This is a genomic window from Pseudoclavibacter sp. Z016, from assembly GCF_002931215.1.
Classification (GTDB): Bacteria; Actinomycetota; Actinomycetes; order Actinomycetales; family Microbacteriaceae; genus Pseudoclavibacter.
On sequence record NZ_PSTU01000014.1, the window covers coordinates 1 to 21,885 of the forward strand.

Consider the following 21,885-nt stretch of genomic DNA (forward strand, 5'->3'; position numbering starts at 1 on the left):
GCGTCGCGAGGCGCGGGGCGAACGGCGCGGGCGGGGCGGAGGGCAGAGGGCAGGGCGAGGGCGTGGAGCAGACGGCGGAGGGGAGGGAGCGCAGACGAAGATCCCGCCGCCAGCTCTGGGCTGGCGACGGGATCTGCGTGCTGCGTGCTGCTTGCTGCGTGCTGCTTACGCGTAGGGGTTCGGCGTGAGCGTGTACTTCGTGTACAGGTACTCCTCGATGCCCTCGAAGCCGCCCTCGCGTCCGATGCCGGACATCTTCACGCCGCCGAACGGCGCCGCCGCGTTGGAGAGCACGCCGATGTTGAGGCCCATCATGCCCGTCTCGATGCGGTCGATGAGGCGCTGGCCGCGCTTGAGGTCCTCCGTGAAGACGTAGGAGACGAGGCCGTACTCGGTGTCGTTGGCGAGGCGGATCGCCTCCTCCTCGTCGGCGAACGTCGTGATGGAGAGCACCGGTCCGAAGATCTCCTCGCGGAAGATGTCGCTCGACGATGGGGTGCGGTTGAGCACGGTCGGCTCGTAGAAGGAGCCGTCGCCCTCCACGCGCTTGCCTCCGTGCAGGAGCTCAGCCCCCGCCGCCACTGCGGAGTCGACCAGCGAGGCGACCTTGTCGACGGCCTTGTCCTCGACCAGTGGGCCGATGATGACGCCGTCTTCGGTGCCGCGGCCGATCTTGAACGCGGCGACCTTCTCGGTGACCCGACGCGCGAACTCGTCCGCGACATCCGTGTGCACGAGGATGCGGTTCGCAGCCGTGCAGGCCTGTCCGATGTTGCGGAACTTCGCCGCGATGACACCCTCGACGGCCTTGTCGAGGTCAGCGTCCTCGAACACGACGAACGGGGCGTTTCCGCCGAGCTCCATGGATGTGCGGAGCACGTTCTTCGTGGCCTCCTTCATGAGGCCCTGGCCGACGCCGGTCGACCCGGTGAACGAGATCTTGCGCAGGCGCGAGTCGGCGATGATCGGGGAGGAGACCGCGGCGGTGCTGCGGGTCGTGATGACGTTGACGACGCCCTTGGGCAGGCCAGCCTCTTCGAGGATCTTCACGAAGTAGAGGGTCGTGAGCGGCGTGAGCGACGCCGGCTTCACGACCGAGGTGCAGCCTGCGGCGATCGCGGGCGCGATCTTGCGAGTCGCCATGGCGAGGGGGAAGTTCCACGGCGTGATGAGGAACGCGGGACCGACGGGGTGCTTCGAGACGATCATGCGTCCCGTTCCCTCTGGCTGCGTGCCGTAGCGGCCGTGCACACGGACGGCTTCCTCGCTGAACCAGCGCAGGAACTCGCCGCCGTAGGTGACCTCGCCCTGCGCCTCAGCAAGGGGCTTGCCCATCTCGAGGGTCATGATGAGCGCCATCTCGTCGCGGCGCTCCTGCAGGATGTCGAACGCGCGTCGGAGGATCTCCCCGCGCTCGCGCGGTGCCATCCGGGCGAAGTCCTCCTGCGCGGCGACGGCGGCGTCGAGCGCCTGGATGCCCTGCTCTGGGTTCGCGTTGGCGATGTGCTTGAGCGGCTTGCCCGTCGACGGGTCGTTGACCGCGAACGGCTCATCCGCGCCGTCGACCCACTCGCCGCCGATGAACAGCTGGCCGGGGACCTTCGCAAGCAGTTCCGCTTCGTTGGGGTACGTCATTGTGCAAACTCCTCGGTTGTTGGCGAGCTCGCGCTTCCCGGGCCCCGAGTCTCGGGCGCGGTGGCGATGGATGCTCCAACGCTACTCGGGCGGGCTGGGCGCTTCACGAGCATTTCGCCCAGCCCGGGGAGCCGAGGTAGTGCATCCGCACAATCAGGCCAGCAGGTCCCTGACCATCGGGATGACCTTCGTGCCGTACAGCTCGATCGCCTTCATGCTGTGCTCGTGAGGCAGCGTGCCTGCGCTGTACTTGAGGTCGAAGCGCTGCAGGCCGAGCACCTTGACCGTGGCGGCGATCTTGCGCGCGACGGTCTCTGGCGAGCCGACGTAGAGCGCCCCGCGCTCGCCGGCTTCCTGCTCGTACTGCGCGTACTGCATGGGCGACCAGCCGCGCTCCTTGCCGATGCGCATCATCATGGTGCGGTAGTTCAGCCAGTGCTCTTCACGCGCCTGCTCGTCGGTGTCCGCGATGTGGCCAGGCGAGTGCGCGCCGATCGGGCCGTTCGGGTGGCCGAACTGCTCGTTGGCCTGCCGGTAGAGCTTCGCGAACGGCGCGAAGCGCGCTGATTCGCCGCCGATGATCGCGAGCATGAGCGGCATCGAGTACTGAGCGGCCCGCACGACGGACTGGGGCGTGCCCCCGACGGCGGCCCACGTGCGCAGGCGGCCCTCCTCGAGCTGCGGATGCACGGTGACGTCATTGAGCGCACCCCGGACGGTTCCGCTCCAGCTGACGGGCCCACCCGCCGCGATCTTCATGAAGAGGTCGAGCTTCTCGTCGAAGAGCACCTCGTAGTCCTGGAGGTTCAGCCCGAAGAGCGGGAACGACTCGGTGAACGAGCCCCGCCCGAGCATGACCTCTGCACGCCCGCTCGAGATGGCGTCGACGGTGGAGAACCGCTGGAAGACCCGCACGGGGTCATCGGAGCTGAGGACCGTGACCGCGCTGCCAAGACGGATGCGCTCGGTGCGGGCCGCGATCGCGGCGAGCACGGTCTCTGGCGTGGAGATCGCGAAGTCGTCTCGGTGGTGCTCGCCGACGGCGAAGGCGTCGATGCCGACCTGTTCAGCCAGGACGCCTTCCTCGACGACGTCGCGGATGACCTGCGCGTGCGAGCGCGGGGTGCCGTCGAGGTCGTTGGTCGCGTCTCCGAAGGTGTTGAGGCCGAACTCGATCGTGCCGGTCATGGCAGCTCCATCCATTTCAATGCGTTTACATGAACTCTAGTCGCAAGAAAAAGCGCCGCCCCGGGGGAACACGGCATCCCCGAGGCGGCGCAGCTTGTGGTCGAGTGCAACGGCGGGCAACGCGGGGCCAGGGGCGGCGTTCCATGCAATCGAATGAAGTTCGATGATCGTGCCAAAAATGCCATGGCGCGTCAACTCAGGCACCCCTCCCCGCGCAGAATGATCACGTTTCGCGGTTCACTTGTCGGTGGCCAGCAGATGCACGCGAAACCGTATATCGTCGCCCGTATCCCCCACCCGAATAGCCCACCCGAGACACCGAGAGGCCGAGCATGACAGGCGTGGCGGAGACCCTTGACCCGAGCCCCTCCGGCAAGACCCAATTGGCCTACGAGTTCATCGAGCAGCGGATCTCGGACGGCACCTTCGCCCCGGGCCACCGACTTGTCCTCGGCGCGATCGCAGGCAAGATCGGCGTCAGCACGCTCCCTGTGCGCGAGGCTCTCCGAATGCTGGAGGCGGAAGGCGCAGTCACCTACGAGCGCTACGTCGGCGCGCACGTGACCGGACTCGAGCCGGAGCGCTACTGGCAGGCTCTGGAATCACTTGCCATCCTCGACGGCTACGCGACCGCGAGCGCCGCCCGTCACCTCACGGAGGACGTGCTCAGCGAGGCCCGCAGCGCGAACGCCGAGATGGGTCGGATGCTCGTCGATCCCGACGACCCGACGTGGCTGCATTCGAGATTCCACCACCTCCTCTTCCGACGGAGCCCGAACACGTATCTCGTGGACCTCGTCGAGCGAACCTGGCGACACCTCGACCGCCTGAGATCCTCGGCGCCGGAATCCGACATCCGCATCACGCCCGCCACGATCGCCGAGCACGACCACCTCCTCTCCCTCCTCGAGATCGGGGCGCCAAGCAGCGTGATCGAGCAGGCGGTCCGCGACCACCACCGGGGGACGTCGCGAGCTCACACGAGCGAGGTGCCCGAGACGGCCTAGACCCTGCCTGCTCCTGCGATCTCGTCCATGAGCAGCGCGAGGGCGATGTCACCGCCGGCCGCTGCACCCTGGCCAATCGAGACCGGCACGTTGGCGCGAGGGTCCCCCGCGTTGCCGACGACCCAGACCCTGGACTCGGGATGCTCTGGGCCGCGGACATCCACACCGTCGAGCATCCCGGTCAGCGGCACGAAGCTCGGGTTCGTGAAGATCGCCTCGAGCTCGAGCTCTCTGCCGTCAGCGAGACGGACTCCGCGAAGCCGTCCGTCGACACCTGCGAGCACCTCGTCGACCCCGGAGCGCTCGATCCTCACTCCCCGGGCGACGAGTGAGCGCGCCTCCGCCTCACCGAGCGCGAAGGAGCCGTTCACGAGGAGCACGAGGTCGCCGCTCCACTGCCGAAGCATGTGCGCCTTCAGATCCGAGTGCTCGCCGTTGGCAAGAACGGCGATGGGTCGATCGCGGTGCTCGTAGCCGTCGCAGAAGGGGCAGGCGTAGACGCCTCGCCCCCAGAGGGCGCGGAGTCCCGGCACGTTGGGCAGCTCGTCACGGAGGCCCGTCGCCACGACGACCGCTCGTGCCCGGAAGCCCCGTCCATCCTTGGTCATCACCTGCACGCGTGCGCCATCCTCGCCGGCGACAGAGGCGACGCTCGCCACTTCAGCCTCGGCGAAGACACCCTCGTGGGCTTCGACCTCGGCGCGACCCAACCGCCGCAGCTCACCGGGCGCGAGACCCTCGTGGCCGAGGACGCCGTGCATGTGGTCGGTGAATCGATTGCGAGGAACGCCGTGGTCCAGCACGAGCACCCGCCTGCGCCCCCGCGTGAGCATGAGCGCGGCGCTCAGACCGGCGGGGCCGGCACCGATCACGATCGTGTCCCAGAGCAGGTTCTCGTTCTCTGCCGCGTGCTGCGGCACATCCAGTTGTGTCATGGGTCGAGTCTCCGGCGGGACTCTCGTGTTTCGCAACCGAGTTTGCTAGTTTCGCAACATGACGGATGCAGCGACGACGGATGCAGCGACAAGCGATCCAGACAGCCTCGACGACCCGACCACCGGAATCACCGAGGCGCTCAGCCGCGTCGCGCCCCGACTCCGAGAGATCAGACAGGCCCGCGGCATGACGCTCAGCGAAGTCGCCGAGGAGACGAGCCTCAGCGTCAGCACCCTCTCGCGGCTCGAATCAGGCGGCAGACGCCCCTCCCTCGACGTGCTCCTGCCGCTCGCGCGCTGCTACCGCGTGCCGCTCGACGACCTCGTGGGCGCACCCTCGACCGGCGACCCGCGCATCCACCCCAAGCCCGTGAAGCGCGGCGATCGCGTCTACCTCGCGCTCTCCCGCGCCACGGACGGCATGCAGGCCTTCAAGGTGCTCGTCGCGCCGCAGAAGCCCTCAGAACGAGACAAGCCGGTCACCCTGCGCGTGCACGAAGGCACCGAATGGTGCTACGTCCTCGCCGGAAGACTGCGCCTGCAGCTCGACGACGACGTCACGATCCTCGAACCAGGCGAAGCCGCGGAATTCGACACGACGCGCCCCCACTCCATGACCAACGACGGCGACACGACGCTCGAGATCCTCTCGCTCTTCAGCCGGCAGGCCGAGCGCAGCCACATCCACGAAACCGGCTGAACGGATCGTCCGAATATCGGCGCACCGAATACCCGGGAACCCCTACGATATTGAACATCGCGGTGGGGCTCTGCGGTGCGTATCGAGGGCGGAGCGCACCGGGGAATTCCGCCGTGCACCATAGAACGGCGTCACGGCGCCACCCAACGATGCAAGGTTGGATGCAATGATCGCTCCTCGTCTCCGAGACGTGACACAGCTCACCAGTTCAAAGGCCATACTCTTCGACCTCGACGGCGTCATAACGCCAACCGCCGAGGTGCACATGCGCGCATGGGCGCGGCTCTTCACCGACTACCTCGCAGCCAAGGGCGCCGGTCCCGCCTACACCGACGACGACTACCTCCGCTACGTCGACGGCAAGCCCCGCTACGACGGAGTCCGCTCGTTCCTCGCCTCCCGCGGCATCACGCTCGAGGACGGCACGCCCGAGGACTCCCCGGAGCTCGAGACCGTCTGCGGCCTCGGAAACCGCAAGAACGACACCTTCAACGCGGAACTCGCCGAGACCGGCGTGCAGGCCTACCCGGGGTCGCTCGAGTTCCTCGACGCCGCCGTCCGGCACGGCCTCCGCGTCGCCGTCGTCTCCAGCTCCCGCAACGCCGTCCCCGTGCTCACCGCGGCCGGGCTGCTCGACCGCTTCGAGACCGTCGTCGACGGCCTCGTCGCCGCCGAGAACGGCATCGCCGGCAAGCCGGCCCCAGACACCTACCTGTACGCAGCGCAGCTCCTCGGACTCACCGCCGCCGAATGCGTGGTCGTCGAAGACGCCCACTCCGGCGTCCAAGCCGGCCGCGACGGCGACTTCGGCCTCGTCATCGGCGTCTCCCGAGAAGCGAGCCACGAAGAGCTCATGTCCTCAGGCGCGGACACCGTCGTCGACGACCTCGCCGAACTCGTGCCGGTGTTCCCGCACTCAGACCTCAAGGAAGATCACGCATGAACCTCTCCACGGAAGATCCCCTGGACCGCCACCGGTTCCCGCTCGACGAGTGGGCGCTGGTCGAGCACGAATTCGACGCCAACTCGCAGGGCCTCGTCGAGACGCTCTTCGCGACCGGCAACGGCTACCTCGGCCTCCGCGGCAACCTCGAGGAGAGCCGCGACGGCTACATGTACGGGACCTTCATCAACGGCTTCCACGAGACGTGGCCCATCCGCCACGCGGAGGACGCGTTCGGGTTCGCCCAGGTCGGCCAGACGATCGTCAACGTGCCGGACGCGAAGATCATCCGCCTCTTCGTCGACGACGAGCCCCTCGTCATCAGCGAGGCAGACCTGCTCTCCTACGCGCGCGTCCTCAGCTTCAAGGACGGCATCCTGACGCGCGAGCTCGACTGGCGCACGCCCTCCGGCAAGCACGTGCGCATCCGCTCGCACCGCCTCGTCTCCTTCACGGACCGCCACTACGTCCTCCTCGACTACGAGGTCGAGATGGTCGACCGCGGCGCATCCATCCTCCTCTCGAGCCAGATCATCAACCGCCAGGACGGCGGCGACGAGTTCCAGCGCGGCAAGAAGGAGACCGAGGTCGCCTTCGACCCGCGCAAGGCGGAGTCGTTCACCGACCGGGTGCTCCAGTCCCGCATCGCGCGCGAAGAGGGCCTGCGCTCGATGCTCGCCTACCGCACCACCCATTCGGGCATGACGATCGCCGTCGCGGCCGACCACGACATCATCACCGACAACGAGTGGGACGCCACCACGCGCGTCGACGCCGACTTCGCCGAGACCGCCTTCCGCGTTCGCGCCGAGCCCGGTGTCCCCGTGCGCATCATCAAGCACGTGGCCTACCACACGTCCAAGAGCGTCCCCACTCGCGAACTCGCGGACCGCGCCGACCGCACCCTCGACCGCATGCGCGAAGTCCCCGTCGAGGACGTGTACCGCTGGCAGCGCGAATGGCTCGACGACTTCTGGGACCGCAGCGACATCGTCATCCACGGCCACCCCGTGTACCAGCAGGCGACGCGCTGGAACCTGTTCCAGCTCGCCCAGGCAACGGCCCGCACCGACGGCGGCGGTGTCGCAGCGAAGGGCGTCTCGGGCTCCGGATACGGCGGGCACTACTTCTGGGACACCGAGGTCTACGTCCTCCCGTTCCTCAGCTACACGGCGCCGAACGTCGCCCGCAACGCGCTCCGCTTCCGTCACCAGATGCTCGACGCGGCACGCCAGCGCGCGCACGAGATGAACCAGAAGGGCGCCCTCTTCCCGTGGCGCACCATCAACGGCCAGGAGTCCTCCGCCTACTACGCCGCAGGCACGGCGCAGTACCACATCGACGCCGACATCTCCCACGCGCTCGTGCAGTACGTGGCGGCCACCGGTGACGACGAGCTGCTCGCGCAGGGTGCCATCGACATCCTCGTCGAGACCGCGCGGCTCTGGGCCGACCTCGGCTTCTGGCGCACGGGAGGCGACGACCACTTCCACATCCACGGCGTCACCGGCCCAGACGAGTACACGACCGTCGTCAACGACAACCTGTACACGAACGTCATGGCCAAGGCGAACCTGCGGGCGGCGTACGACGCGTGCGAGCGCCTCCGCGAGACGGACCCCGCCTCGTTCGAGCGCCTCACGATGCGCCTCCACCTTGCAGAGGAGGAGCTCGTCGAGTGGGCTGCCGCCGCCGAGGCGATGTTCCTCCCCTTCGACGAGAAGCTCGGCATCCACCCGCAGGACGCGCAGTTCCTCGAGAAGGAGCTGTGGGACCTCGAGAACACGCCCTCATCGCAGCGCCCGCTGCTGCTGCACTTCCACCCGCTCGTCATCTACCGCTTCCAGGTCCTCAAGCAGGCCGACGTGGTGCTGGCGCTGCTCCTGCAGGGCAACGAGTTCACGCCGGAGCAGAAGCGCAAGGACTTCGAGTACTACGACGCCCTCACCACGGGAGACTCGTCGCTCTCCGCGGTCGTCCAGTCGATCATCGCGGCCGAGGTCGGGTACGCGGACCTCGCCGAGCACTACTTCTCGACGGCGCTGTTCGTCGACATCGCGAACCTGCACCACAACACGAGCGACGGCATCCACATCGCGTCAACGGGCGGCATCTGGAGCGCGCTCGTCTACGGCTTCGGCGGCATGCGCGACCACGGGGGCAAGATCACCTTCGACCCGCGCCTCCCCGCCGACTGGCCGCACCTCGAGTTCCGCATCACCCTGCGGGATTCGCGCATCCGCGTCGATCTCGAGCAGGACTCCATGACGTTCACGGCGGAGACCGGCTCGGGCGCCGAGGTGTTCGTGCGCGGACGCCGCGTCGCGGTCGCCCCGGGTGAACCGACGACCGTCAAGCTGGGTGCCGTTGAGGAGCTCGCCGGCTACCCGACGCTGAGCGACATCGAGGGCTCGATCCGCGAGGACGGGTCCGTCATCACAGCCTCGATCCCGACGATCTCCGTCGACCACGCAGTGCTCGACGCCGGTCTCGACTGACGCGAGCCGCGCATCCACGAACGACGACGCCGTCTGCTCCTGCAGGCGGCGTCGTCGTTCTCTCAGCGGCCCGCGCCCCCGCGCCTCGCCGATCGCCGCCCGGCGTTTCGCCCTCCAGTGGGTCCTCCAGAGGGGGATTCGGCTGGCAGCGATCATGGGCGAAGACCTCGCTCCGCGAGGGCGAGGCGGATGCTCTCGAGCAGGCGTCGAGGCGACTTCAGGTCGGTTTCCGTCACCCTGATGACGCGCCATCCGGCCCGCTGCAGTGCCTCCGTGCGCGCCAGATCCATTCGCGCTGAGGCCGCGTCCGTGAAGTGCCCCTCACCCTCGAACTCGATGGCGTTCCTCTCGCGCACGTCGGCGAGATCGAGGCGAGCTTTCCCGTATCCCGGCACGACGAGCCTGTGCTGCATGACCGGCTCGGAGAACCCACCGCCGATGATGAGCAGCCGGAGCTGCGTCTCCTTCGGGGACTCCGATCCCGACCTCGAAAGCTCGAGCGCGGAGCGGAGAGTCGCCGCCCCGGGGCGGCCCTTCCACTGTCGCGCGGTCATGGTGAGCTCCTCGAGCGTGTGCATCGGGACGATCTGGGTTCGACCCGGGTAGTGCTCGAACGACGTGCGGAGTGCATCCGCGAACACCACCGCCTGCCTGAGGGTGAGGCGCGCGGCAAGCTGCGCCAGGAGGGTCGCGGGCGCGAGGTCGGGATGCCCGACGGGCCTGCCAGCACGAACCGCTTTGGGTCCAGGCGATATCCGCGAATCAGCTTCCAGGGCAGCGGAAGCCCCCAGCAGCGAGCACCCGAGGCTTCGGCAAGCACTTGGCCGGGCACGAGGCGCGCTCGAAAGAAGCGCAGATCGAGGTCACGTGGCGCGAGGGTCCGAGCCGATACCCGGACGCCGTGGTGCGTGGCGACGAGGTCGCTGGCTTCGAGCCGTTTCCTCGGCACAGTGAGCGCCATCGCGGCTGATACGGAGACCCCCTCATCCCTCGTGAGGTCATCGGGCAACGGGCAACGGGCAACGGGCAACGGGCAACGGGCAAGGCAACGGCATGCCGAGAAGATAGAAGCGCACGGCGCTCCGACCGTCAGCTGCGTCTCCGACTGTGGACGAGCGTCTCTCCACAACCCCGCCGCCTCGGGAGTCGGTGGAGCCGTCCACCGCGCACCCGCAGAAGGCGAAACGCCGGGCAGCGATGAACGGGAGGGGCGGAGGCTAGTACAGGAAGATCGGGAGCCAGGCGGGGTGATGGGCGTGGACGATCACGAGGAACACGACGAGGTCGAAGAGCAGGTGCACGCAGATGACGTACGTGAGCGACTTCGTCTTCGTGAAGATCCAGCCCTGGATGAGCGCGAACGGCAGCGTCAGGAGCGGCCCCCACGACTGGTAGCCGAGCTCCCACAGGAACGACACGAACACGATCGACTGCAGCGCGTTGGCGACCCAGAACGGGAAGTGGCGGAGCAGGAGCGTGAAGACCGTGCAGATGAAGAAGAGCTCGTCCCAGATGCCGACGAACCCGACGCCGACGAAGAGCCGCCCGATCTCGGATGCCGTCGTGACGGCTGGCCAGTTCTGGTACACGCCGGAGGTGATGAAGTAGAACGGCAGGATGAGCCAGCCCAGGACTAGCACGAGGCAGAGCCAGATCTTCTCTGGTCGCGACCACGGAGTCCCTCGCCGCAGCGGGAACCGCACGGCGTGGTCCTTGTAGACCCACCTCGAGATCGCGTAGGGGACTGCGACGGCGAGCGACAGCACGGTGCCCATGACGAAGATGTTGCCCCACGAGATGTCGGCCTTCATCGAGTGGAGGCTGATGATGCCCATGCCGATTCCGACGAGCAGCAGATCGCGCCCGAGGCTCCGGTCCGCGACGAACCCAAGGGCCACCCCTGCGGCGAGCGGAAGGTAGCCGAGGTCGTTCTCCAGGGCGAAGAGGACGGTTGCGCTGCAGACCACCAGCAGGGCGGCGACGAGGTGCAGGAGTCGGGTGCGCGGGGGCGCTTGTTCGGGGGTGCCAGTGACGGGCGGATCCTGCGCTCGTTCGCTCATCCACCCATCCTCGCAGGCCAACTTGGGCGGATGATTGGCCCAGATGGGCCCAACGATGTAACGCTCCGGTAACTATCCCGGTTCGCGCCGCGATCCGCATGAGCGTAGGCGAGACGCCAGATTGACACCCGGCGAATGCACCGACTTTGGCGGAAAATCAGGCCTCTCAGGCGATACCCGGGGAACCCACCTTGCTACCGTTGACTCTCGGAGCAATCGCCGCCACACCGGTTCGGCGCCGCGATTCCCCGCGAAAGACCAACCCAGAGCGCTTTATCCGCTGCCTCAGTTAGGCAATTTTGATCGGCAGCGCGCGCCTGGGGCGACATCCGCGCCCAATCGACATTCTGGCGCTGATCCGCCTGGTACTCCGCCGCCACCGCGACGACCTCCCCCATCGAGGCACCGTCGAGAAGTGCTGCGAGCTTTCGCGTCCGATCCATCTACCGCAGGGAGAACGCGTGAACGACACAGCTGTGTCTGTGAAAGGCCTCACCAAGGTCTTCGGGCGCAAGCCCAAGGAAGCCGCGAAGCGACTGAGCTCCGGAACGCCGAGATCTGAACTCGGCCCTGGAGTCACCGCGGCAGTCATCGACGCCACCTTCGACGTCAAGCAAGGCGAGATCTTCGTCGTCATGGGCCTCTCCGGCTCGGGCAAGTCCACCCTCATCCGGACCCTCAACGGCCTGCTGGAGCCCACCGCCGGCAGCATCGTGATCCACGGCACCGACCTCGCGACGGCCGACGCCGCCGAGGTCCGCAGCGTGCGACAGAACCACGTCTCCATGGTGTTCCAGCACTTCGCGCTCTTCCCGCACCGCACGGTGCTCGAGAACGCCGCCTTCGGCCTCGAGGTCCAGGGTGTCCCCCGCGCAGAGCGGAACGAGCGAGCCCGCAAGGTGCTCGAGCGCGTGAGCCTCGGGCAGTGGGCCGACTCGCTGCCGTCCGAGCTGTCCGGCGGAATGCAGCAGCGCGTCGGCATCGCCCGCGCTCTGACGGCCGAGACCGACATCCTGCTCATGGACGAGGCGTTCAGCGCCCTCGACCCGCTCATCCGTCGCGAAATGCAGGAAGAGCTCGTCGAGCTGCAGGCCGAGCTCGGCAAGACCATCATCTTCATCACGCACGACCTCAACGAGGCCATGTTCCTCGGCGACCGGATCGCAGTCATGCGGGACGGCGCGATCGTGCAGATCGGGACGCCGGAGGAGATCCTCACGGACCCGGCCAACGACTACGTCGCGCAGTTCGTCCAGGATGTGGACCGGGCTCGTGTGCTCACGGCTGGCAGCGTCATGGAACCCGCGCGCGCCGTCGTCCCGCAGAGCGCGGGACCACGCGGTGCGCTTCGCGTCATGCGCGACACGCAGACCGGCGGAGCGTTCATCACGTCAACGGGCCGCAAGCTCGAGGGCGCCGTCATCGACCGCCACGTCATGCGCCTCGTGAAGGACGGCCAGCCCGACCTCGCGAGCGCCATCAAGCGCGACATTGCGATGGTCTCCCCCGAGACGCCGCTCTCCGACCTATTCGAGCTGTCGGTCGACTCGACCCTGCCGATCGCGGTCGTCGACGAGAACCAGCGCCTCCTCGGTGTGGTTCCCCGCGTCACGATCCTCGCCTCGCTCGCCAACGTGCCGAGCACCACGGGCCTGCTCCCGATCATCGACCCCGTCACGAGCGTCAGCCCGGCGGACATCGCAGAGACTCTCGAAGGGAGCCACGCATGATCGCGGCCACCGCACTCACGACCCTGCCGGCCACGTTCCGGCTTCCTCTCGGTGACGGGGCGGAGGCGGTCGTCGACTGGCTGACGAACGCACTCTCCGGGGTCTTCACCGTCATCCGCTCGCTCTTCCAGGGCATGTACGAGGGCGTCTACTGGGTACTCGAGACGCCGCCGTTCTGGGCGATCCTCATCCTGGTCGTCGCGATCGCGTACTTCGCGAAGGGCTGGAAGCTCGCTGTCGGCAGCCTGCTCGGCTTCCTCGTCATCGTCGGCGTCAACCAGTGGGAGAACGCCATGGCGACGCTCGCGCTCGTGCTCGTCGCAAGTGCGCTCGCGATCCTCTTCAGCATCCCGCTCGGCATCTGGGCTGCGAAGTCGGATGCTGCATCGAGCGCCATCAAGCCGGTGCTCGACTTCATGCAGACCATGCCAGCCTTCGTGTACCTGATTCCCGCGCTCATCCTGTTCCGCGTTGGCGTCGTCCCCGGCATCGTGGCGACGATCATCTTCGCCATGGCACCCGGCGTGCGCATGACCGAGCTGGGCATCCGCGGAGTCGACAAGGAAGTGGTCGAGGCCGGCCGCGCGTTCGGCGCGACCCCTGGCCGCATCCTGCGTCAGATCCAGCTGCCGCTCGCGATGCCGTCCATCATGGCCGGCGTCAACCAGGTCATCATGCTCGCCCTGTCGATGGTCGTCATCGCCGGAATGGTCGGCGCTGGCGGTCTCGGCGCGCAGGTCGTGCAGAGCCTCAACCGGATCGACGTGGCCCTCGGCTTCGAGGCGGGCATCTCCGTCGTCATCCTCGCGATGTTCCTCGACCGGGTGACCGCCGCATTCGCCGGGCAGAAGCGTCGTGTGCCGTCGTTCCTCCGCTCCAAGCGCACCCAGAAGCGCGAGGCGGCCGGAGATCTCGAGCAGGTCGACACGAGCTCCACCCCGACTCAGGCGCCGGTCGCGGCCGGCACTGCCTGACCCACAGACCTCAACTCCCCCAACCAGAAACGAAAGGACGCGCATGCGTACCAAGAAACGAATCATCACCGGGATCGCGGCGGCTTCCGCCGCGGCGCTCGCCCTCACCGCATGCTCCGGCGACACCGCCGCTGAGACGCTCGAGAACGGCGACCAGAAGGACATCACGATCGCCGTGTTCAACGGCTGGGACGAGGGCATCGCCGCGTCCGAGCTGTGGAAGGCGATCCTCACCGAGCAGGGCTACGACGTCGAGCTCGAGTACGCGGACCCGGCTCCGGTCTACTCCGGCCTCTCCACGGGCGACTACGACCTGACCCTCGACACGTGGCTGCCGGTCACGCACTCCGACTACGTCGCCGAGTACGGCGACGACATCGTCGACCTGGGCGCGTGGAACGACGAGGCGTCGCTGACCATCGCGGTCAACGAGGACTCCCCGATCACCTCGCTGGAGGAGCTCGCCGGCTCGGCCGACCAGTTCGGCAACACCATCATCGGCATCGAGCCGGGTGCTGGCCTCACGCGCGTCACGCAGGAGGACGTCATTCCCGGCTACGGCCTCGAGGGGATGAACTACCAGACCTCGTCCACCGCTGCGATGCTCACCGAGCTGCAGACGGCGACGAACAACGGCGAGAACATCGTCGTCACGCTGTGGCGCCCGCACTGGGCCTACGACGCGTTCCCCGTGCGTGACCTCGAGGACCCGAAGGGTCTCCTGGGCGACGCCGAGGGCATCCACTCGTACGGCAAGGCCGACATCGTGGAGACGCACCCGACCGCGGCTGCTTGGATCCAGAACTTCAAGATGGACTCCGAGCAGCTCTACTCGCTCGAGAACCTGATGTTCAACGAGAACGAGACGGACGACTACGCGCCGATCGTCGAGCAGTGGATCTCCGAGAACCAGGAGTACGTGGACTCGCTCACGGCGTAGCCCGCACTCCGGTCTCGCGGAGCCCGCGAACCACACGAGCCCACCCCGATCTGTCGGGGTGGGCTCGTCTGCGTTCTCGGCGATATGCAGGATGCTGGCTCGAAGCGGAGCCAGCACCCTTCACGGGCGCTGCTGGCGGTCCCGGATGAGCGCCGGGAGCTCGGCCATGCGCTCGAACGTCTGGGCACCGGCATCTTCGAGCCACGCTCGCGGCGTGAGGCCGCCCGCGAAGCCGTAGGCGTGCATCCCGGCTGCCACCGCTGCCTGCACACCGTACGCGCTGTCCTCGACGACGACGCACGTGGCGGGGTCGACGCCCATGCGGTCGGCGGCGTGGAGGAACAGGTCGGGTGCCGGCTTCCCGTTCTCGACTTCGGTGGCGCTGTAGATGCGCCCCTCGAAGCGCGGGTGAAGCCCGGTGTGCCCCAGCGTCTTGCTGAGCTTCGCGTGGTCTCCGCTCGAGGCGACGCAGCTCGCGAGCCCCAGCTCATCCTGGATGACGGCAAGCGCCTCCGGCAGGCCGTCGACCGCCGTCAGCTCGGTATCGAAGGCACGGAAGAGCGTCTCGCGCTGCAGCGCGAACCACCCCTCCGGCACGGGGCGCCCCAGCCCTTCCTGCAGCTTCCGCTCGAAGGTCGCCTGCGACGTGCCGAGGAATCGGGCGACGTGCTCATCCTGTGTGAGCTGCCAGCCGAGCTCGGCGAGCATCTCCCGCTCGATCCGCACCGCGAGCACCTCACTGTCGACGAGCACCCCGTCGCAGTCGAAGATGACGAGTTCGACCGGGCTCATGCACCTGCCCCTGGGAGGGTGCGCGTGGCGATGAGCTGCTGGTACCAGCGCCCCGAGTCCTTCCAGGTGCGCTCGAGCGTGTCGTAGTCGACGCGGAGGATGCCGAAGCGCATGTTGTAGCCGAACGCCCACTCGAAGTTGTCGAACAGCGACCAGGCGAAGTAGCCGCGGACGTCCGCCCCGGCGTCGATGGCGTCCGCGATGGCGGCGATGTGGTCACGGTAGTAGGCGACACGCTCCGGGTCGTGCACGAGCCCGTCCTCGCTGACGACGTCGGGGAAGGCCGCGCCGTTCTCGGTGACCATGAGCGCCTGCCCCGGGTAGCGCTCGCTGAGCGACATGAGGAGCTCGGTGAGGCCGTCAGGGAAGATGCTCCACCCCATCGACGTGTACGGCGCCCCCTGGTCGACGAAGTCGATGTCGGTGACCCCCACCCAGGGGCTCGCCGCGGACTCTCCGTGGCCGTCGTTGCGCGAGCGCTCCCCCGTGCCCAGGTACTTCTTGACGCGGAACGTCGTGTAGTAGTTCACGCCGAGCACGTCGATGCGCTGGTGGATGAGCTGGGTGTCGCCCGGCAGCACGAACGCCCAGTCGGTCACGTGGCGGGTGTCGTGGATGAGGTCCTCGTCGTAGTGCCCCGAGAGCATGGGGCCGAGGAACACTCGGTTCGCAAGTGCGTCGATCTGGCGGACGGCGTCTCGGTCGGCGGCGGACTCGGGGTCGTCTGGGCGGATGACGTGGAAGTTCAGGGTGACCGAGACCACGGCGTCTTCGCCGACCGCCGCGCGAATGGCCCGTGTGGCGAGGCCGTGCGCGAGGTTGAGGTGGTGGCAGGCTGCGAGCGCCGCGGCTGGCTCGGTGCGCCCAGGTGCGTGGACACCGGAGGCGTAGCCGAGGTAGGCCGTGCAGAACGGCTCGTTGAGGGTGGACCACGTGTGCACGCGGTCGCCGAACTCGGCCGCCATGCGGGCCGCGTACTCCGCGAAGGCGTACGCGGTGTTGCGGTTCGCCCATCCGCCCTCGTCTTCGAGCTCCTGCGGCAGGTCCCAGTGGTAGAGGGTCGCCACGGGCTTCACACCGGCCGCCACGAGCGCGTCAAGGAGCTCGGAGTAGAAGCGGATGCCCTCCTCATTGAACTCGCCGGAGCCGCCGGGCTGCACTCGCGACCAGGAGATCGAGAAGCGGTACGCATCCAGTCCCATCTCCCTGATGGTCTCGACGTCGTCGCGCCACCGGTGGAAGTGGTCGATGGCCACGTCGCCGGTGTCGCCGCCCTCGACCTTGCCAGGCGTGTGCGAGAACGTGTCCCAGATCGACGGGGTCCTCCCGCCTTCTGCCGCACCGCCTTCGATCTGGTAGGAGGCGGTCGCAGAGCCCCAGACGAAATCGTCCGAGAAGACTCGAGGGGAAGATGCCGCGGTTGGTTCAGGCACGATACTCCTTGGCTGAGTGGGACGCGCGTCGTCGCGCACGCCAACTCTAGCGAAGCGGTGGACGGCGGCCGTGGCGTTCACCACTGCCCGCTGTTCACGGAGGAGACCACCCCCAAGCGACGGTGAGATGTCTGCAATCGACAGAACGAGCAGTCAACGGCAGGGAATGCTTGTTTACATGATCTCAATCCGTCGGCAGATTGGACCGGGCTATAGTCTGGTTCTTCGTGCTGCGCCAAGGGGCCAGCAGACGGGGGAAAGACGAGAAGTGAAACGCACATTCCGAGACACCGCGGGGGCGGCTCTCAAGACACTGCTCGTCGGAGCACTCGCAGTCGCAGGCCTGACGTTCGCAGCACAGAGCGCGGCGGCAGCAACCGTGCAGCCGACGACAAGCGGCGTCACGTTGACCAACGCAGCTGGCGAGGCCGTCGACACGGTTTCGCCGAACCAGCCCTACAAACTGGGCTTCAGCTTCAACATGCCAACCGGCGTCGAACCGGGCGATTCGTTCGATGTGACGCTGCCAGACGGCTTCGCCGTGGCATCGACCGAAAGCGTGGCGCTCGGCCAGATCGCCACTGCTGTCCCGAACGGCACCGGAAAGGTCACGGTGACCTTCACCGACGACGCTGCCGGTGCCGCCAGCCTCTCGGGTGGCTTCGAGTACGTCATCACCTACGTGAAGATCCCAGATGAGGGCACCCCCGTCGACAACCAGGTCATCATCGGTGGCGAGACGGTGTACTTCCCCGTCGTCAAGTTCGGAGCCGCTCCCGGCGAGAACCCCATGATGATCACCAAGTGGTCGGGGAACAGCAGCGACTCGGTCAACCTCCAGCAGAAGCTGAAGCTCGATTCCTTCGCGTACGACTTTGCGTGGATCCAGCCGGCGAACAGCGGCCAGATCTTCGCGCAGTGGTTCGTGGAGCTGAACAACTGGCAGTCTGGCGAGCCCACGGCCCTGGGCCAGAACATCATCCTGAAAGACAAGCTGCAGAACCTCGGTGGCTTCGCGCCCGAGATCAAGCAGGACCCGGACGACGGACGACGGACGCTCACCGCGGCCGAGCTCGACGGCCTGCTCGCTGGCCCGTACCTGAAGGACTTCCTCACGCTCAACGTCCGCGACGGCGGCACAACGCAGTCGTTCTCCGGCCTTGCCGACAGTGAGTTCCTCACCTTCGCCGCTGACCCGGACGGTTCGACGACACTCGAGCTGCGCATCAGCGACTACCTCGCGTCGCAGGGTGTGAAGCCGAGCGACAAGGCCCAGTATGCGCTCTCCTACCGCACGGTGCTCCCGAAGATGAACGCCGAGATCAAGAACTCCGCGAGCATCACTTCCACCGAGATCGAGGGCGAGGTCGTCGACGGCGGTTGGTTCAAGTTCGTGAACGCCTCAGGTTGGGGCGAGACCGAGTTCGCCGAGCAGCCCACGACCTCTCTCATGCTCAAGAAGGAGTGGGCGGGCAAGTCCGAGGCCGGCGTGAGCGCCGGAACAGGAACCTGCCCTGCGGCGCCGCCCGCGGGCCCGCTCGACGTGCCTGCCGCGACATTCAAGCTCCTAGCGAACGGCGCACCCGCCGTCGGCCTCGACGGTGCTCTCCTAGCGGACCAGACGGTGACTCTGGAGCCCGGTACTCAGCACTACGTGTGGCGGAATCTGCCGACGCAGCTCACCCCGGGCGAGCCTGTCACGTACACGATCGAAGAGGAAGCCGTCGCCGGTTACACATCGGTTGTATCCGGGCCGTATTCGGTCGACCTCACGAAGTCGAACGCCTGCGGAGTGATCACGGTCACGAACACGCCAACGCCGACCTCAACACCGGAACCGACGCCGACCGCAACGCCGGAACCGACGCCGACCGCAACACTAGAACCGACGCCAACGCCAACCGTGACGCCCGAGCCCACAGCTACGCCGACATCGACGCCCGAGCCGACCGCAACACCGGAACCAACGCCGACGCCGACGCCAACCGCGACGCCAGGGCCCACCTCGACACCAACACCGACGCCCACGCCCACGCCCACGCCAACGCCAACGCCGACTCCGAAGCCCACGCCGACCGGAACGCCTGCGCCGACCCCGACGCCTGAACCGACCGCGACACCGACACCCACGCCCACCGCGACTGAGCCCGCAGTTCCTGCCCAGCCGCCGACGACCCCAGACACGCCGACGACGCAGCCGGGCAAGTCCGCGCCACCTACGCCGCAGAGCGGCGGAAGCCTCGCCACGACGGGAGGAGAGATGCCGACCTGGCTGATTCCGGCTGCGGCCCTCGTCACCCTGTCCGGCGGCGCGCTCTTCCTGCTGAAGCGGCGGCGCACCGCGCGCGACTAGTCTCCGCTGAGGAGTCCAAGCAGGAAAGGCGGGTCACTCTCACGAGTGGCCCGCCTTTTCGCCTGCACAGAGACAGGGACCGCCAGAGGGGAAGCAAACACCTCGATACGAGCGAGCGACAACGTGGACGAAGCAGAGATGCCCCTCGCCGCATGGGCGAGGGGCATCTCACGGAGTCGCGACTCAGCTGTCGTAGCGCTTCTTGTAGGGGCGGTCGCCCGAGTCGCGCGACGGTCCGCGGTCTGGGGTCAGCTCGATGAGCTTGCCCGAGATGCGCGTGCCGGTCAGCTTGTCGAGCACGTCGTTCGACAGGTCGGCGGGCAGCTCGACGAGCGAGAAGCCGGGGCGGATGTCGATCGCACCGAAGTCGTCGCGGCTCAGGCCGCCCTCGTTCGCGAGCGCGCCAACGATCTGGCGGGGCTCGACCTTGTGGCGCTTGCCGACGGCGAGGCGGTACATGGCCATGGGCTTGCCGTTCGAGCGCGGGCGGCGGGGTGCACGCTCTCCGCCGCTCTCACGACGGTCGCCCCCGCGCGAGCCACGGCTGTCGCCGCCGCCTTCGCGGTCGCGGCGCTCCTTGCGCTCCGCCTGCTCGCGCTGGTTGCGCTCGAAGCGCTCCTTGCGCTCTGCTTCCGCGTCGAGGAGCAGAGGCGTCTCGCCCTGGGCCACGATCGCGAGGGCAGCAGCGACGTCGGCTTCCGGCACGTCGTGGTGGCGCACGTAGTGCTCGATGATGTCGCGGAACTTCTCGACACGGTCGGACTGCGTGAGCGCCTCGCTGATGGCGTCATCGAAGCGCGTGAGGCGCGTCGTGTTGACGTCGTCGACGCTGGGGAGCTGCATCTGCGTGAGCTCCTGCTTGGTCGCCTTCTCGATCTGGCCGAGCAGGTAGCGCTCGCGCGGCGTGATGAAGCTGATCGCGTCACCGGTGCGGCCGGCACGGCCCGTGCGGCCGATGCGGTGCACGTACGACTCGGTGTCGGTCGGGATGTCGAAGTTCACGACGTGGCTGATGCGCTCCACGTCGAGACCGCGGGCCGCGACGTCGGTCGCGACGAGGATGTCGAGCTTGCCCGACTTCAGCTGGTTGACGGTGCGCTCGCGCTGCACCTGAGCTACGTCGCCGTTGATGGCGGCTGCCGAGTAGCCGCGTGCGCGGAGCTTCTCGGCGAGGCCCTCCGTCTCGTTCTTCGTGCGAACGAAGATAATCATGCCTTCGAAGTTCTCGACCTCGAGGATGCGCGTGAGCGCGTCGACCTTCTGCGCGTAGCTCACGATGAGGTAGCGCTGCGTGATGGTCGACGAGGTGGTGGTCTTCGTCTTGACCGTGATCTCGGCGGGGTCGTTGAGGTACTTCTTCGAGATGCGGCGGATCTGCGACGGCATGGTCGCCGAGAACAGCGCGACCTGCTTGGTGTCCGGGGTGTCGGCGAGGATCGTCTCGACGTCTTCCGCGAAGCCCATCTTGAGCATCTCGTCGGCCTCGTCGAGGACGAGGAACTTGAGCTCGCTGAGGTCGAGCGTGCCCTTCGAGAGGTGGTCCATGATGCGACCCGGGGTGCCGACGACGATGTGCACGCCGCGACGCAGCGCGGAGAGCTGGACGCCGTAGCCCTGGCCGCCGTAGATGGGCAGCACGTGGACGCCGCGCATGCGGGCCGCGTACTTCTCGAACGCCTCGCACACCTGGAGTGCGAGTTCGCGGGTCGGTGCCAGCACGAGCGCCTGAGGCGTCTTCTGGTCGACGTCGAGCTGGGAGAGGATGGGCAGCGCGAACGCGGCCGTCTTGCCGGTTCCCGTCTGCGCGAGGCCGACGACGTCGCGGCCTTCGAGGAGGGTGGGGATGGTCGCGGCCTGAATGGCGGAGGGGGTCTCGTACCCGACGTCGCTGAGGACCTTGAGTACGGGCCCGTCAAGACCGAGATCGGCGAATGTAGGCAGGGCCTGGGCCTCTTCGGAGGGAGCCTCGGCCTCGGTCTGAACGGAAGAATTGCTAGAAGTCACGCTTTAGACTAGTCGTTTCTGTAGGAATTTGGGCAGTTTCAGTTCTGAGTATCGCATCAAGCACTGAGCGAAGCAGATCAGCGCGGTCTGCATCGCGCCCCCAGCGCACGAGCGCGTGGGCGTTGAGGCCGTCGATCATGCCGAGGATCTGCCAGGCGACGGCGTCCGCCTCGCGCACCCGGAACTCCCCCGTCGCGCTTCCGTCGACGAGGATGCGCGTGATGGCGGCGTGCCATCTGTCCATCTCGGCACGCACCCCCTCGGCGAGGATCTCGTTGCGCCGCCCGAGCGACCATCCGTCGACCCACACGTGCGTCACGGCATCGCGGCTGCCGTCGAGGAGGGTGCCCACGAGCAGGTCCAGCTTCTTGGATGCCGACGAGACGGGCGCGAGCTGCACTTCGAGCTCGTCGAGCTCACCTCCCACGATGGCCCTGAACGTGGAGGTGACGAGCTCGTCCATGTTGGGCTCGTAGTGGGCGACGAGGGCTGGGGCGACGCCGATTCGCGTGGCGACGGCGCGCATGGTGATACCGGCGAGCCCCTCTTCGAGGGCGAGGTCGATCGCGGCCGCGGTGATGTCGGCGCGGCGCTCTGCTGCTGGCTTCCTGATGGCTCTTGACACGATGTCCCGAGTCTACGTACTCTTCGAGCACTTGTTGATCACATGATCAACAATACTCGCTTCGAGTT

At 67.5% G+C, this 21,885-nt stretch carries 17 protein-coding genes; 8 read left to right on the forward strand and 9 right to left on the reverse strand.

The window, feature by feature from the left end; translation table 11 throughout:
* Positions 1-165: 165 nt before the first annotated feature.
* Together C5B99_RS13180 and C5B99_RS13185 are read right to left on the reverse strand one after the other, a co-directional pair.
* Entirely contained in the window at positions 166-1,635 is a 1,470-nt protein-coding gene (locus C5B99_RS13180) for an NAD-dependent succinate-semialdehyde dehydrogenase (protein WP_104242822.1), read from the reverse strand.
* Between the two features lie 153 nt (positions 1,636-1,788).
* Positions 1,789-2,823, reverse strand: a complete 1,035-nt coding sequence (locus tag C5B99_RS13185) for an LLM class flavin-dependent oxidoreductase (protein WP_104242824.1) — start codon at positions 2,821-2,823, stop codon at positions 1,789-1,791.
* A gap of 341 nt (positions 2,824-3,164) precedes the next feature.
* On the opposite strand from C5B99_RS13185, the gene C5B99_RS13190 reads away from it, so the two are divergent.
* Positions 3,165-3,830, forward strand: a complete 666-nt coding sequence (locus tag C5B99_RS13190; protein ID WP_181059744.1) for a GntR family transcriptional regulator — start codon at positions 3,165-3,167, stop codon at positions 3,828-3,830.
* On the opposite strand, the gene C5B99_RS13195 is transcribed toward C5B99_RS13190, so the two are convergent.
* The gene (locus C5B99_RS13195) at positions 3,827-4,765 is read right to left on the reverse strand and encodes an NAD(P)/FAD-dependent oxidoreductase (protein WP_104242828.1); all 939 of its coding nucleotides are present in this window, start codon (positions 4,763-4,765) and stop codon (positions 3,827-3,829) included. The genes C5B99_RS13190 and C5B99_RS13195 overlap by 4 nt on opposite strands.
* Positions 4,766-4,823: 58 nt before the next feature.
* Between C5B99_RS13195 and C5B99_RS13200 the strand changes: the two genes are divergently transcribed.
* The 3 genes from C5B99_RS13200 (at position 4,824) to C5B99_RS13210 (ending at position 8,906) form a co-directional block, all read left to right on the forward strand.
* Entirely contained in the window at positions 4,824-5,465 is a 642-nt protein-coding gene (locus tag C5B99_RS13200; RefSeq protein WP_104242830.1) for a helix-turn-helix domain-containing protein, read from the forward strand.
* A 166-nt stretch (positions 5,466-5,631) separates the two neighbouring features.
* Entirely contained in the window at positions 5,632-6,408 is a 777-nt protein-coding gene (locus tag C5B99_RS13205) for an HAD family phosphatase (RefSeq protein ID WP_104242832.1), read from the forward strand.
* Positions 6,405-8,906 (forward strand): glycoside hydrolase family 65 protein, encoded by a 2,502-nt coding sequence (locus C5B99_RS13210; protein WP_104242834.1) that lies wholly within the window; start codon positions 6,405-6,407, stop codon positions 8,904-8,906. Before C5B99_RS13205 ends, C5B99_RS13210 begins: the two co-directional genes overlap by 4 nt.
* Positions 8,907-9,058: 152 nt before the next feature.
* On the opposite strand, the gene C5B99_RS13215 is transcribed toward C5B99_RS13210, so the two are convergent.
* Both C5B99_RS13215 and C5B99_RS13220 read right to left on the reverse strand, forming a co-directional pair.
* Positions 9,059-9,460 (reverse strand): endonuclease domain-containing protein, encoded by a 402-nt coding sequence (locus C5B99_RS13215; protein WP_181065020.1) that lies wholly within the window; start codon positions 9,458-9,460, stop codon positions 9,059-9,061.
* Positions 9,461-10,123: 663 nt separating this feature from the next.
* Positions 10,124-10,966, reverse strand: coding sequence for a CPBP family intramembrane glutamic endopeptidase (locus C5B99_RS13220; RefSeq protein ID WP_104242837.1), 843 nt, complete (start codon positions 10,964-10,966; stop codon positions 10,124-10,126).
* A gap of 461 nt (positions 10,967-11,427) precedes the next feature.
* Here C5B99_RS13220 and C5B99_RS13225 point away from each other — a divergent pair, with 461 nt between their 5' ends.
* From C5B99_RS13225 to C5B99_RS13235, 3 genes are read left to right on the forward strand one after another with little or no spacing between them, the layout of a single operon-like run.
* Entirely contained in the window at positions 11,428-12,696 is a 1,269-nt protein-coding gene (locus C5B99_RS13225) for a glycine betaine/L-proline ABC transporter ATP-binding protein (RefSeq protein WP_104242839.1), read from the forward strand.
* Entirely contained in the window at positions 12,693-13,670 is a 978-nt protein-coding gene (locus tag C5B99_RS13230) for a proline/glycine betaine ABC transporter permease (RefSeq protein WP_104242840.1), read from the forward strand. The genes C5B99_RS13225 and C5B99_RS13230 overlap by 4 nt, the downstream gene beginning before the upstream one ends.
* Positions 13,671-13,713: 43 nt before the next feature.
* Complete coding sequence (locus tag C5B99_RS13235; protein WP_104242842.1) at positions 13,714-14,610, forward strand: glycine betaine ABC transporter substrate-binding protein; 897 nt, start codon at positions 13,714-13,716, stop codon at positions 14,608-14,610.
* A gap of 120 nt (positions 14,611-14,730) precedes the next feature.
* Here C5B99_RS13235 and C5B99_RS13240 read toward each other — a convergent pair whose 3' ends face one another.
* Both C5B99_RS13240 and C5B99_RS13245 read right to left on the reverse strand, forming a co-directional pair.
* Positions 14,731-15,402, reverse strand: a complete 672-nt coding sequence (locus C5B99_RS13240) for an HAD family phosphatase (protein WP_104242844.1) — start codon at positions 15,400-15,402, stop codon at positions 14,731-14,733.
* Positions 15,399-16,835, reverse strand: a complete 1,437-nt coding sequence (locus C5B99_RS13245) for a GH1 family beta-glucosidase (protein ID WP_104242846.1) — start codon at positions 16,833-16,835, stop codon at positions 15,399-15,401. The genes C5B99_RS13240 and C5B99_RS13245 overlap by 4 nt, the downstream gene beginning before the upstream one ends.
* A gap of 268 nt (positions 16,836-17,103) precedes the next feature.
* Between C5B99_RS13245 and C5B99_RS13250 the strand changes: the two genes are divergently transcribed.
* Positions 17,104-19,188: a Cna B-type domain-containing protein gene (locus C5B99_RS13250; RefSeq protein WP_181065021.1), complete on the forward strand. Its 2,085-nt coding sequence runs from the start codon at positions 17,104-17,106 to the stop codon at positions 19,186-19,188.
* A 183-nt stretch (positions 19,189-19,371) separates the two neighbouring features.
* On the opposite strand, the gene C5B99_RS13255 is transcribed toward C5B99_RS13250, so the two are convergent.
* Positions 19,372-21,192, reverse strand: coding sequence for a DEAD/DEAH box helicase (locus C5B99_RS13255; protein WP_104242849.1), 1,821 nt, complete (start codon positions 21,190-21,192; stop codon positions 19,372-19,374).
* Positions 21,182-21,817, reverse strand: a complete 636-nt coding sequence (locus C5B99_RS13260) for a TetR/AcrR family transcriptional regulator (RefSeq protein ID WP_104242851.1) — start codon at positions 21,815-21,817, stop codon at positions 21,182-21,184. The genes C5B99_RS13255 and C5B99_RS13260 overlap by 11 nt, the downstream gene beginning before the upstream one ends.
* Between the last annotated feature and the right edge of the window lie 68 nt (positions 21,818-21,885).

Bases quoted from the DNA above. Each gene is read 5' to 3' on its own strand.
- C5B99_RS13215 (WP_181065020.1), bottom strand. From the start codon at position 9,460: ATGACCGCGCGACAGTGGAAGGGCCGCCCCGGGGCGGCGACTCTCCGC.
- C5B99_RS13195 (WP_104242828.1), bottom strand. From the start codon at position 4,765: ATGACACAACTGGATGTGCCGCAGCACGCGGCAGAGAACGAGAACCTG.
- C5B99_RS13180 (WP_104242822.1), bottom strand. From the start codon at position 1,635: ATGACGTACCCCAACGAAGCGGAACTGCTTGCGAAGGTCCCCGGCCAG.
- C5B99_RS13240 (WP_104242844.1), bottom strand. From the start codon at position 15,402: ATGAGCCCGGTCGAACTCGTCATCTTCGACTGCGACGGGGTGCTCGTC.
- C5B99_RS13230 (WP_104242840.1), top strand. From the start codon at position 12,693: ATGATCGCGGCCACCGCACTCACGACCCTGCCGGCCACGTTCCGGCTT.
- C5B99_RS13220 (WP_104242837.1), bottom strand. From the start codon at position 10,966: ATGAGCGAACGAGCGCAGGATCCGCCCGTCACTGGCACCCCCGAACAA.
- C5B99_RS13235 (WP_104242842.1), top strand. From the start codon at position 13,714: ATGCGTACCAAGAAACGAATCATCACCGGGATCGCGGCGGCTTCCGCC.
- C5B99_RS13185 (WP_104242824.1), bottom strand. From the start codon at position 2,823: ATGACCGGCACGATCGAGTTCGGCCTCAACACCTTCGGAGACGCGACC.
- C5B99_RS13200 (WP_104242830.1), top strand. From the start codon at position 4,824: ATGACGGATGCAGCGACGACGGATGCAGCGACAAGCGATCCAGACAGC.
- C5B99_RS13205 (WP_104242832.1), top strand. From the start codon at position 5,632: ATGATCGCTCCTCGTCTCCGAGACGTGACACAGCTCACCAGTTCAAAG.
- C5B99_RS13210 (WP_104242834.1), top strand. From the start codon at position 6,405: ATGAACCTCTCCACGGAAGATCCCCTGGACCGCCACCGGTTCCCGCTC.